The sequence below is a fragment of the Sodaliphilus pleomorphus genome, from assembly GCF_009676955.1.
GTDB classification, from domain to species: domain Bacteria; phylum Bacteroidota; class Bacteroidia; order Bacteroidales; family Muribaculaceae; genus Sodaliphilus; species Sodaliphilus pleomorphus.
The window spans coordinates 2,524,707-2,537,642 of record NZ_CP045696.1; the positions used below are offsets into that span (position 1 = coordinate 2,524,707).

At 58.0% G+C, this 12,936-nt stretch carries 7 protein-coding genes; all 7 read right to left on the reverse strand.

All coding sequences use genetic code 11. The features are described 5' to 3' along the window. Positions 1-135 precede the first annotated feature (135 nt). Complete coding sequence (locus GF423_RS10535; RefSeq protein ID WP_154328316.1) at positions 136-3,276, reverse strand: PKD domain-containing protein; 3,141 nt, start codon at positions 3,274-3,276, stop codon at positions 136-138. A 237-nt stretch (positions 3,277-3,513) separates the two neighbouring features. Further along, a complete protein-coding gene (locus GF423_RS10540; RefSeq protein ID WP_154328317.1) occupies positions 3,514-5,754 on the reverse strand; it encodes a M6 family metalloprotease domain-containing protein in 2,241 nt (746 codons plus the stop codon). Between the two features lie 297 nt (positions 5,755-6,051). Continuing rightward, positions 6,052-6,831, reverse strand: a complete 780-nt coding sequence (locus GF423_RS10545; RefSeq protein ID WP_154328318.1) for a zinc ribbon domain-containing protein — start codon at positions 6,829-6,831, stop codon at positions 6,052-6,054. Positions 6,832-6,835: 4 nt separating this feature from the next. After that, positions 6,836-7,927 carry a Nif3-like dinuclear metal center hexameric protein gene (locus GF423_RS10550; RefSeq protein ID WP_154328319.1) on the reverse strand — a complete coding sequence of 364 codons (1,092 nt, stop codon included), beginning with the start codon at positions 7,925-7,927 and terminating at the stop codon, positions 6,836-6,838. A gap of 153 nt (positions 7,928-8,080) precedes the next feature. Next, entirely contained in the window at positions 8,081-8,653 is a 573-nt protein-coding gene (locus tag GF423_RS10555; protein ID WP_154328320.1) for a BamJ family beta-barrel-assembly machinery protein, read from the reverse strand. Between the two features lie 39 nt (positions 8,654-8,692). Then, positions 8,693-10,237: a glycine--tRNA ligase gene (locus GF423_RS10560; RefSeq protein WP_154328321.1), complete on the reverse strand. Its 1,545-nt coding sequence runs from the start codon at positions 10,235-10,237 to the stop codon at positions 8,693-8,695. A 129-nt stretch (positions 10,238-10,366) separates the two neighbouring features. Beyond that, a complete protein-coding gene (gene hrpB / locus GF423_RS10565; protein ID WP_154328322.1) occupies positions 10,367-12,898 on the reverse strand; it encodes an ATP-dependent helicase HrpB in 2,532 nt (843 codons plus the stop codon). Positions 12,899-12,936 lie beyond the last annotated feature (38 nt).

The window sequence follows — 12,936 nt, forward strand, 5'->3', positions numbered from 1 at the left end:
TTTGCCCTTGTTTTGGCAATTACTCGTGTTTTTGTGATAGCCTTTGGGAAAAGGAAGAAAAAGATGCCGCGATTGCAGCTGTGGCTTGGCAATCGCGGCATCGATGGGGGTGCCTATGTGTTGGGTATAGGGTGATTATTTCACAATCTTCACCTTGCTTGCGGTGCCGTCGGCACGCTTCACAATATAGATGTGGCCAGGCTCCATGCTATCGACTTGCATGCCGCTCAGGGTGTAGATGGCCACGATCTTGCTGTTGCTCGGGTTGCTCTGCTCGACGGTGGTCACGGCTGTCGACAGGGCGTCGTAGGTCACCACGGGGGCGATGGCCATCGACACGGGGTCGTCGGTGTTGGGCAGCCAGCTGTAGGTGCCCAGCGACCTTCCGTTTTCGTCTTGGTCTTCCAGCTCGTGCCAAGTGGTGCACTTGCCGCCCACAGGCCTGCGCAGGCAGAAGATGGCGATGTCGTCGGTCTTGTAGCTGGCCTCATCGGTAGCGTTGGGGAACGGGCCCACTGCTACAAAGAATTTCTGCCCCTTCGACAGCTTCACGGGCTGTGCCAGCTTGAACACGGTGGCCAGATAGTCGTCGTCGCTGTACTTGATTTGGCTGGCCTTGATGCTGGTGGTGCCCAGTATCTGCCCGGGATTGCCCTTGTCGTCGACAGCGTTGACGGTGAGCACAATGGTGGAATCGGGCGACACGGTGGCATTGGAGGCAAAGTACACAGCCACGCTGTCGATGGTGGCATCGGCCAGCGGAGCCTTGTACTGCTCGGCAAAGCGGCGCATGCCCAGCCAGTTGCTGCCGGCATAGTTGCCATACCAGCCCAGGTCTATCTTGGAGAGGTTGGTGTTTTCCTCGGTCGAAATGTTCCACACATATTGTGCCCCGCCGGCCTGCACGGCATAGGTGAGCACGTCGTTGCTCTGCCCGGCAGCGTTCTTGGCGGTGAGGCCCACGCTGAAGCGGCCCTTATCGAGGTAGGTGACGGTGGGGTTCTGCTCGGTGCTCGATGTGATGTCGGTGTTCTGGAACACCCACTTCCACTCGGTGGGATTGCCGGTCGACAGGTCGCGGAAGGTGACGGGCACATTCACGGGGACAAACACGCCCACAAATGGCGACTCATAGCCCTCCTCGGGCAGGCCGATGATGGCCGTGGGCGCCTGTTGCGACACCACAACATAGGCCTTGCGCGTGATGGTGTTGCTCTCGGTGCCACGCTTCACGGTGAGCGTGACGTCGTAGCTGCCGCTGTGAGCATAGGTGGCCGTCACCGTCTTCAGGGTCGAGGCTGGCGGGGTGGCTCCGTCGAGCGTCCATTGCAGGCTGTCGGGGTCGCCCAGCGAGGTGCTGATAAAGGTGATGCTGTCGCCCTCGAAGATGTGTATAGCCTCGGCCGACTGCTCGTCGAGCACCTTGAGCGCGAAGTTGTCGAGCGCGAGGTCCTCGCCCCCATAGTTGTAGTTGAACTGGAATTTTACCTTCTGTCCCTCAAATTGCTTCAGGTTGTACTCAAAGCGGTTCCACTTGGGGCCGGTGTAATTGTTGTCCTGGGCCCACTTGAAGGCGTCGAGCAGCTGGGTGGTTTCGCCTGTGGCGGTGTTCACCACATTGAACTGCCACGAGCCGTAGACGAGAAACACTGCCGAGAAGCGGGCGTAGAACGACACCTCGCTGTTGGGCTCGACAGTGAACTCGGGCGAGGTGAGCGTGGTGCTGCCGGTGCCGTCGTTGTAGCCCACGGCAATCGAGAGCTTGTCGGTGGGGTCGATGGTCGAGAATTTGTTGTCGGCCAGCTTCCAGCCACTGCCCACGGTCCATTGCTTCAGGCTGTCGGTGTTGTCGAAGTTCTGGGCATAGCGGGTGATATAGGACCTGTCGGTGGCAAAGTCGGCCTTGAGCGCCGTGTTGATGGTGAACTGGTATTTCATCACTGGGCTGTTCACGTTGTAGCCGCGTGTCATCACATAGAGGGTGCAGCTCTTGTCGATGGTGAACTTGGCTTCTTTGCCCTCTACCACCGTGCTCTTGGTGTAGTCGCTTTCAAATTCCTCCTCCGACTTGGCTATGGTTGAGTACCAAATGGTGACACTGCGCTCATCGGTGCTGGTGATGGTGACCTCGACCGAGTCGTTGTAGGTGCCGCCTGCCGGGCTCACTTGCGGCGTGGCAAGGGGCGGATTGGGCACAACGGTCACCCTCATGGTGGCCACACCGGGCAAGTAGGTCTCGTTGCCGGCAAAGCGGGCTGTGATGGTCACCGTCTTCTGCTCGGTCACATAGGAGGAGTAGAGCATGCCCATCTCGTCGACCGAGCACACTTGCCAGTCGCTGCTGGTGTAGGTCACGGGCTCCACCTTGTGGGGGTTGATCAGGTCGGCATATCCGTCCTTGCCGCTCAGCAGCGACAAGCTGTCGACATAGAACCGCAGCTCGGGCGACTTGCGTATCACATATTGTGCCTGGGCAATGTCGCTGTAGTCGGTGCCGTTGTAGGCCACGGCCTTGAGCGTGGTGGTGGTGTCGATGACGACCGGGGCGCTATAGAGCTTGCGCGTGCCGCCATCGAGGCGCGGGTTGGAATTGTCGGTGGTGTAGTACACGCTCAGCCCCTGGCCTGCTGCAATGGTCACTTGCTGGGCCGAGTCGTAGGTGCCGGCTGCCGGGTTGAAGGTGGGGGCAGCCACGCTTGAGGCGGCCACCTCATAGTCGATTTCTATCTTTTTGATATACAAGGTGCCCTTGGCCTCCGAGGTGGGGTCGATGCTGATTTCGATCTTGCCCTCGGCAGCGGCGGCCTCGCTGGCACTCTTAAACTCGTAATCGGCCAGCGTGGCGGTCATGGCAGCCTTGTCAGTGCCGTTGCACTGGTATTTCACGCCGTTCACCGTCACGCTCAAGTCGGCCTGGTTCTCGTTCTTGTTGGTGCGCGTTTGCACGCGCACGGCCCGCACTTTGCCAGCAAGCGACTCGGTCCACAGCGAGGTGTGGGTCGACGCTTCGAGATTGGTGCCTATGGTCTGGCCCGACTTGGCCGTGTAGGCATACTTGTGGGTGCCTGTCGAGGCAATACTCCACGTGAGGGTGTTGAGCTCGGTGGTGTACACGTCTTTTTCTACATAGTTGGTGCCGAAGTTGTAGAAACCTTGCGAGGTGTTGTCGCTGTGGCTTTTGTTCCACTCAAAGGTCCAGGTTTTCAACTCGGCGTTCATCGATAGGGGCAATGCCGCCATGATGAAGGCTAATAAGAGGAATAGCGTTTTTCTCATAAATAATAAAGGGTTTGTTGGTCTATACAAATTTATCCACCTAAAGTACACTAAATGTTGCAAAACTGCAAGTTTTTGTCTTGTTTTTGTAAAAAATGCAGCGATATTGGCCCTTTTTTGTGATTTTGAGGCATTGCTGTCCTGCCACAACAACGCAGGGCCACGCCGTGGCGCGACCCTGTGTTGTGATGTGAAGGGAGAAAAAGTGTTGACGCTCCTGTTGTTGCCCCGATGCGGCTACTGCTTGCTGCTGAGCACGATGTTGACCAGTGCGGTGACATCGCTCACGTCGATGTCGCCGTCGGTGTTGATGTCGCACACGGCATCGTCATAGCTGGCCAGACCCAGCACTTTGTTGATGAGCGAGGTGACGTCGCTCACGTCGACAGTGCCGTCGGCATTTACATCGCCCTCAAGTGTGTCGTCGTCCCCGTGGCTTTCATATTTCACGGTCACGTTGTCGACATAGCTGTAGCTCGATGAGCTGCCGCTGAACAAGGAAATCTTCAGCAGCACGGGCTCGGTTGTGCCAATCTGGAACTCGCCCTCGCTTGCCGACTGGGCGTTGACGCGCAGATAGGTGGTGCCCGAGTAGGTCTTGGCATTGGTCCATGTGGTGCCGCCGTTGGTCGAGTAGTAGCACCGCACCACAGCTGCACTGCTGGTGGGATTGTAGTAGTTGAAGCTCATGGTGTTTACCGCCTCGTTCACTGCCACGGTAGTGTGGATGTCGCCGCCCTTGAGCAGGCCGGCAGCCTTGGTGCCGTCGCACCAGCCGGCCTCGGGCTCGGCCACGATGGCCTTGGTGAAGTCCCACTTTGAGAATGTGCCTTGCATGCCTGTGGCGTCGGCTGTGGTGAGTGGCATGGTCTCAAAGGTCTCGACATAGGCCGAGATGGGGTCTCTCACCGCATTGAAGGTCATGTAGCCGTTGCCGGTCTTAATGTTTTTGAGTGTCCACTCTGTCTTGAGCCCGGTCCACGAGTTGATGTGGGGCTTGCTGGTTGCGTTCACCAGCGAGTCGACACCGGCCGAGCCAGGGAAGGGGTCCCACTTGCCGTCGACGGCCAGTGTGTAGCTCTTGACACCGCTGGTGACAATGGTGTCGTGCTCGGCTGCGCGCACGAGTTCAAAATAGTTGTGGTCGGGGTTGTTGTTCACCTTGTTGCTCGTCCAGGCAGTGGCGCTGGTCGAGTCGACGCGCCACACCAGCAGGCCGTTGCCAGGCAGGGCAGCGTCCCAACGTGTGGCTTGGCGGTTCTCGATGAGAAAATACTCGTCGGTCAGCTGCGAGTTGATGCGGTAGCCGGCATTTGACTCCTGCAAGGGGTATACTTTGCGCACCCCGCGGCTTTCTACCACTTGGGGCGTGCTCCATCCCAGCGCCCAGCGCTCGTAGAGGTTGTAGCCGGCGGGCGTGCGGCTCTCGCCGTTGTAGGAGCCTGATGCCATGAGATCCCAGTGGTTGGGATGCGAGCTGTAGCCGCTGGTGGCATAGTCCACGTCGTAGTGGTCGTCGAGTCCCAGCACGTGGCTGAACTCGTGGCAAATGGTGCCTATGCCGTCAAGCTGCTTTTGGTTTTCCAGCCCGTATAGCTCGGTAGAGCAGGCGTAGCGCCCAAAGCTCACCCCGTCGAGCCGCAGGCCCGAGAAGGTGCTGGCATGGGGCCACAGGTACCTGCTGTTGTTGCCCGCATGGCTGCCGCCCCCCGAGACGATGAAATACACCATGTCGACCACGCCGTCGCCGTTGGTGTCATACTTGCTGTAGTCGACCGTGCTGTCGACTTGCTTGAGCGCGGCGGTGAAGATGCTGCTGGCATAGTTGGCTTGCTGCGGCGAGGTTTGGGCATAGTCTACAACTACAGGGCCCACCACGTCGAAGTAGGGAGCAAAGTTGCCCTTGGAGTTCTCGTTGAAGTAGTCGTGCACGCTGCCGGTGCAGTCGACCTGCTTGCTGTGTATCGAGTCGTAGTAGCCAGTATAGCCGTCGCCGTTTATCATGTTGTTAAACAGTTCTCGTGTGTTGCTGTAGAGAAAAGGGCGGTCTTTGAACTGCACCAGCACCACGAGGCCGTGAAACTTGCTTATGTCCCACGTGCTCAACTTGTGCCGTGGGGCCTTGCGGCTGGCTATGGCCGCCTCGATGCTGCCTGTGGCGGGCAGTGCCGTCTTGCCCACACTGCGCAGGTATTCCTTGTCGCTGGCTGTGCGGCTTCCAGCGTCGTGGGCCACGATGCCGGTGGGCTTTATCTCGTTGTTTTCGATTTTGGCATACACCACACAGCCTTCCTGGTTCCAGGTCACTGTGTAGCCGTCGGTTGTAGTGGCGTAGTTGAAGTTCTCATCGCCGTGCATGACGATGGTCACGCTCGACCCGTCGGGCTGGGTGATAGTCTGCGGGTAGGGAAATGCAGGGATGGCTCGGGCCGTGAGCACGCTCACTGCCAAGAGCAGTAATGTGAACAGTTTTTTCATTTATTGTTGAACTTGATTTGAAGTTGTTATAATTCGATCGAAATGTGCATGTAGTTGAGTGAGATTGGTTTTCAATCTTCGCTATATGGTTACAAATTTAAATGTTTTTGTTTTCATTGGCAAGATTTGCCGCGTTTAAAAAAATAAAAAAGCCAAGCAAAACCGAGTTGCCTGGCTTGATGTCATAGTAAAATGGTTTGTAGCAATAGCCCTTTTTTCTCCCTCCCCTGTGAGTGTGTGAGCTCGACTAAGTGCTGGAAACCAACGGCCTCTTGTCGTGATTGTGGCCGGTTTTCGTTAGTCTTTGTTCTGTGCCTCCGAGTCGGTCACGCCTGCAAGCTCGGGATCGATGAGGATGCGGCCGCAATACTCGCACACGATGATTTTCTTGTGCATCTTTATCTCCATTTGGCGTTGTGCCGGGATGCGGTTGAAGCAACCGCCGCAAGCGTTGCGCTGCACATAGACCACGCCCAGACCGTTGCGGGCATTCTTGCGTATGCGCTTGAAGGCTTGGAGCAGGCGGTCGTCGTCAAACTTGTCTTCCAGTTTCTTGGCCTTTACGCGCAGTTTTTCTTCCTGGTCCTTGGTCTCCGACACGATTTCCTCGAGCTCGCTCTTTTTCTCGCCCAGCACGTGCTCGGCGTCTTCAAGCTGTGCCTGGCTGTCGTTGGCCTCGAGGCCTATGGCGTCGATTTGGCGTCCAGCCTCGTTTATCTTCTTCTCGGCAAGTTCGATGTTGAGCTGCTGGTACTCGATTTCCTTGGTCAAGTAGTCATACTCGCGGTTGTTGCGCACGTTGTCCTGGTCCTTGGTGTATTTGTCGATCATGGCTGCGGCCTGGTCGATGGTCTTGTGCTGCTGCTCAATATCGGCCTGGAGCTCGGCAACCTGGTCGTCGCAGTTCTTGAGACGGGTCTGGAGACCTTCGATTTCGTCTTCCAGGTCTTGGACTTCGAGAGGAAGCTCGCCGCGCAGGGTCTTGATGCGGTCAACCTCTGAAAGGAGTTTTTGGAGTTGGTAGAGCGTTTTCAAGCGCTCTTCTACAGTGAGTTCTGTTTCTTTAGATGTAGCCATACACTTACAAATATTTTACTTGATTTTTTTCATTGCTTGCAAAAGCAACTGCAAAGTTAGGAATTTTTTGCCGAATTATATCCAAAAAAATCTCTTTTGTATAGTGCTCGCTTTCATAATGCCCTATGTCGGCCAGAATGATGCTGTCCTCGTTGCCCATAAACTCGTGGTATTTCAAGTCGCCGGTGATGTACACCTGCGCGTGCCTGGCCAGGGCGAGGCTGGTGAACTCGGCCCCGGCGCCGCCGCACATGGCGATGCGGCTCACCGTCTTGTCGGTGTCGCCGCTGTAGCGCAAGGCTTCAACCTCGAAGGCTTGTTTCACACGCTCGAGAAAGTCGAGTGCAGGCTGGGGCTCGATGTCGCCTATCACGCCCAGGCCGCTGTAGCGGTCGACGTTGTCGAGAGGGATGATGTCGAAGGCGGGTTCCTCGTAGGGGTGTGCCTTGAGCATGGCGGTCACCACCTTTCCCATGAGAGGCTTGTGCACCAGCACCTCGACACGCGTCTCGGGTTCGGTGTGATGCTCGCCCACTGTGCCGGCAAAGGGGGTGGCACCCTCAAGAGCGCGGTAGCGGCCTTGCCCCTCGAGCCTGTAGCTGCACGAGTCGTAGTCGCCCAGGCGGCCGGCCCCGGCCGTGAACATGGCTTGCTCTACCCTGGAGGCCTGTGCCGTGGGTACATAGGTCACGAGCTTCTCGAGCAGGCCTTGCCGCGGGCTGAGTATTTCCACATTTTTCAACCCCAGTTTCTGTGCCATCTTGAAGCTCACGCCGCCCCGCGCGCTGTCGATGTTGGTGTGGGCGCAATAGATGGTGATGTCGTGCTTTATGGCCTTGGCGATGATTCGCTCGATGTAGTTGCGCCCGGCTATCTTCTTGATGCCGTGAAAGATGAGCGGGTGGTGCGAGATGACGAGGTTGAAGCCTCGGGCGATGGCCTCGTCGACTATGGGCTCGCGCACGTCGGTGCACAGCAGCACACCGGTGATTTCCTGCTCGGGGTTGCCCACTTGCATGCCGGCGTTGTCATAGTCTTCTTGCAGGTAGAGTGGGGCGTAGGCCTCGATGGCGCTGGTGATTTCTTTTACTTTCATAGTTTTGCGTTTATCTGCGTTTGTTTTTTTTTCTTTTTCTGAAAAGCAACCCGCAAGGTAGCCTGTGTGCCTCGCGGGTTGTTGTGTGTGTGTTGTGTGTGAAAATGAAAATAGGGGAGAGGGCACGCTGTGTGTGGTTTTTCCCCCTATGGCTCAGTTGCTGCTTGCCTTGCCCGTCTCATAGGCAGGTATGCCCACCAGCTTCATGTCGAAGACGAGCGTGCTGCCAGCCTTTATCAGGTCGTAGTCGGTCGAGCCGTAGCCCTGGCTGTAGGGCACCACCACGCGGCAGCTGTCGCCTATGTGCATGCGGGTGAGCGCTATGGGCCAACCCATGATCACGCCTGTGTTGATGCGGGTGCGAAACACGCTGTCGGCCGGACTGGTGCGCGTGTAGGACGAGTCGACTGCTGTGCCGTCGTAGAGCGTGAGCTTGTACTTCACGTCGACAATCGACGTGTAGAGCGGCTTGAGGTTGCCGGCTGTGGCAGCCGTGTCGTTGAACCAGTGCATGAGCACTTGGGCCGTCGGGTCCCAAGCGGCGGTCACCACCTTGTAGTAGTCGGTGCCGTCGGCATTCTTGAGGCTGGCCTGGGCCTTGAAGAAGTTGGTGTTGGCCTCCAGGTAGTCCTTGTCGATGTCGCCTGTGTTGTCTGAGTCCAAGCACGATGTCATGATCCCTGCAACGAGGAAACACAGCATCAATATCATGGGGAATTTTTTCATTCTATATGCCTGTTTTTTTGAAAATAATGTCGATTGAAATCACACCAGCTTGCGCAGCAACGCGTTCATGTCGCAAGCCTCGCTTATGATGCCGGGCAGGCGGTCGATGGCCACGCGCTCCTGGCTCATGGTGTCGCGGTCGCGCAGGGTCACGGTGTTGTCTTCGAGCGTCTGGCCGTCGACGGTGATGCAGTAGGGCGTGCCTATGGCATCCTGGCGGCGGTAGCGCTTGCCCACCGAGTCCTTCTCGTCGTAGCGGCAATTGAAGTCGAAGCGCAGCACGTCCATGATTTCCTGTGCCTTCTCGGGAAGCCCGTCTTTCTTCACCAGCGGCAGCACAGCGCACTTCACCGGTGCCAGCTGCTTGGGCAGGTGCAGCACCACGCGGGTCTCGCCGTTGTCGAGCGTCTGCTCGTCGTAGCTCGAGCAGAACACCGAGAGGAACATGCGGTCGACGCCTATCGAGGTCTCGATGTCGTAGGGGGTGTAGCTCTTGCCCAGCTCTGGGTCGAAGTATTGTATCTTCTTGCCCGAGAATTTCTCGTGCTGCGACAGGTCAAAGTCGGTGCGGCTGTGTATGCCTTCCACCTCCTTGAAGCCGAAGGGCATGAGAAACTCGATGTCGGTGGCGGCGTTGGCATAGTGGGCCAGTTTCTCGTGGTCGTGGAAGCGGTACTTCTCGTTGCCCATGCCCAGGGCCTGGTGCCACTTGAGGCGGGTCTTTTTCCAGTATTCAAACCACTCCATCTCCTCGCCCGGGCGCACAAAGAATTGCATCTCCATCTGCTCAAACTCGCGCATGCGGAAGATGAACTGGCGGGCTACTATCTCGTTGCGGAAGGCCTTGCCTATCTGGGCAATGCCGAAGGGGATGCGCATGCGTCCCGTCTTCTGCACGTTCAGGAAGTTTACAAAGATGCCTTGTGCAGTCTCGGGGCGCAGGTAGATGTCCATCTGCGAGTCGCCCGTGCTGCCCATCTGCGTCTTGAACATGAGGTTGAACTGGCGCACGTCGGTCCAGTTCTTGGTGCCCGATATGGGGTCGACGATGCCCTCGTCGACGATGATCTGCTTGAGCTCCTTCAGGTCGTTGGCGTTCATGGCCACCTCATAGCGCTTGTGCAGGGCGTCGCGCTTCTGCACGTGCTCGAGCACGCGAGGGTTGGTCTTGCGGTACAGGGCCTCGTCGAAGCTCTCGCCAAATCGCTTGGCAGCCTTGGCTACTTCCTTGTTGATTTTGTCGTCGTATTTTGCAATTTCGTCTTCAATGAGCACGTCGGCGCGGTAGCGCTTCTTGGAGTCGCGGTTGTCGATGAGCGGGTCGTTGAATGCGTCGACGTGGCCGCTGGCCTTCCATATCGTGGGGTGCATGAAGATGGCCGAGTCAAGGCCCACGATGTTCTCGTGCAGGCGGGTCATTGCCTCCCACCAGTAGCGCTTGATGTTGTTTTTCATCTCCACGCCGTTTTGGCCGTAGTCGTACACGGCTCCCAGCCCGTCATAGATCTCGCTTGAGGGAAAAACGAACCCATACTCCTTGGCATGTGCCACAATCTTCTTGAAAACGTCTTCTTGTTTTGCCATAATTACAGTAAAAAATTTTGTCTTGTTGCCGGCCTGGGTGACCGGTCTAATTTCAATTATTTTACAAAGTTAGTACAATTTGCCAAAATCGCAAAATTGCATTTCTTAATTGAACTTACATGCCCCCTTTCACTGTTGCTGCAAGTGCCGGGGCTTGTTGCTTCTCGCCACGGGCTTGTATTGCATGGGGTCGTCGGGCCAGGCATGCTTGGGATAGCGGCGGCGCAATTCTTTGCGCACCTCGTAGTAGGTGGTGTGCCAGAAACTGCGCAGGTCGCGGGTGAGCTGCACGGGCTTGAAGCCAGGGCTCAGCATCTCCATGAGCACGGGCACTTGCCCGTCGTCGACACAGGGGGTGTCGGTCATGCCGAAGCACTCTTGCAGTCGCACGCTGAGCACTGGCACGTCGGTGCCAGGCCGGTATCTCACTTTTATGTGCCGGCCCGACGCCACTCTTATGCGCGACGGGGCAAGGCGCTCTACGGCCTGCTGCTGCTGGTAGGTCATGATGTTCCACAGCACTTCGGCAAGATTGATTTTTCGCAGCTGGGCAACGGTTGTTATCGCACGGCTGTTTTCGGTGAGATACAGTGGCAGCCATGTGTCGGCATTCTGCAGCAAGTGGCTGGTGGTGAGGTCGGGCAGCGACAGTTCGGCATGCCACTTGGCGACAAGGGCTACTCTCAGTTGCAGGGTCTTCACCTCGTCGCTCCAGTCGAGCAGACTCAGCCCCTCACGGGCGACTGCCTTGCACACGATGCGGGTGAGCTGGTCGTTGTCGGCAATATCGATGGGTTTAGACTGTATCACGAGCTGCCCCAGGCGTTGCTCGCGGCGGGCTACGATGCCGCCTTGATGGGTAATCCACGTCACATTGTCGCACCACTGGGCGAGACTGTCAAGGTCGGCAATGTCGACAGGTGCTGCAAGATACACGTGGCCGTGCCCCTGGTTGCCTGCGTGCAGTGAGGCGATGGCCAGCCATTGGTAGCCTGTGAGCTGGTCGGCAGGGTCGAGTTGCACCGTGCCGCCGCTGGCCAGTTGATAGATGCCGTTGTTGCCCACGGCTTTGGCGACACGCTCGGGGTAGCCTGTGGCCACCAGCTGGCCTATGTCTTCTGCGCTTGGATAGGAGTTGTCGAGAGGCACGTGTGCCATGCGGGCATATTCCTGTGCCACCATGGCTATGCGCCGCCATGGCCCCAAGCGCTTGTTGCGGCGGGCATCGCGCAGGCTTGTGACGCGCAGTAGCAGGCTGGCGCCGGCACTGGCTGTGGCGAGCACGTCTTTTTCCTCGAGTATAGCTGCGATGTCGCAGGCCAGTGCCTTGAGTTGCGGTTGGCCGCCGTGCAGCATCATCCTGGCAATGCGGGGGTGGCAGGGCAGTGTAGCCATTCGGCGGCCCAGGGGAGTGATGTGTCCGCTGGCCGTGATGGCATGCAACAGTTGCAGCTGCCTGCTGGCCTTGATGACGTCGAGGTCGGCAGGCGGGGTGAGCCAGGGCAGTGTCTTGACGCTGGTCTCGCCCAGGGCGGCGATGTCGAGCACCACAGGCGTGAGGTCGGCATTCATGATTTCGGGCTGGCGTTGCTCGCTCATGCGCAGCTCGGTGGCCGCTGTCCACAGTTGGTAGCATGTGCCGGGCGCTACGCGACCCGCGCGTCCGGCGCGTTGCTTGGCCATGTCTTTGCTGGTGCGCACGGTCTCGAGATGGCTCAGTCCGCTGGCTGGGTCATACACCAGCTGGCGGTAGTAGCCGCTGTCGACTACTATGCGCACGCCTTCGATAGTAATCGAAGTCTCGGCAATGGGCGTGGCCAGCACTATCTTGCGGTGCCCCGGTGCCGACGGGGCGATGGCCTCATATTGCTCTTGTGCACTGAGATTGCCATAGAGGGGGTACACGCGGGTCGGGCTCAGATTGTCGCCCAGGAGCTCGGCGCAGCGCATGATGTCGGCCTGTCCTGGCAAGAAGGCAAGGATGTCGCCCTCGTGCCGCCTGTGGGCCTGGCTCACGATGATGGCCACTGCTTCAGGTATCTGCTGTGGGGTGATGTCGACATTGGTTCTCACGGTCTCCACAGGATATATCTTGCCACTGCAGCTTATCGCTCTTGCTCCTATGGCTTGGCATATGGCCTGGGTGTCGATGGTTGCCGACATGACAACAATGTTGAGGTCGGGACGCAGGATGCTCTTCACGTGCTGGGCCAGGCAGAAGGCCAGGTCGGTCGACAGGCTGCGCTCGTGAAACTCGTCGAAGATCACGCAATTCACGCCCTCGAGTGTGGGGTCGCCGGCCATGCGGCGTGTGAGTATGCCCTCGGTTACAACCTCTATCCGGGTCTGTGCCGTAATCTTCCGTTCAAATCTTATTTGGTAGCCCACGGTCTTGCCCACGGGTTCTCCCAGCATCTGGGCCATGCGCATGGCCACCTGCCGGGCAGCGATGCGCCGGGGTTCAAGCATGACGATGCGCCCCTGCGGCATGGCGTCGAGCATGGTGAGTGGCAGCAGTGTCGACTTGCCTGCGCCCGGCGGCGCCACGACTACTACTGCATGATGCTCATGCAAGGCCGCATTGAGCTGGGCGGCTATGGCGGCGGCAGGCAATGACCGGCCTAATGGCGGTATGTGGGGTGTTGTAGTGTCGATGCTCATCGGTATAATCTTGTGGCTACCTCCTGTGTGTGTGGGTG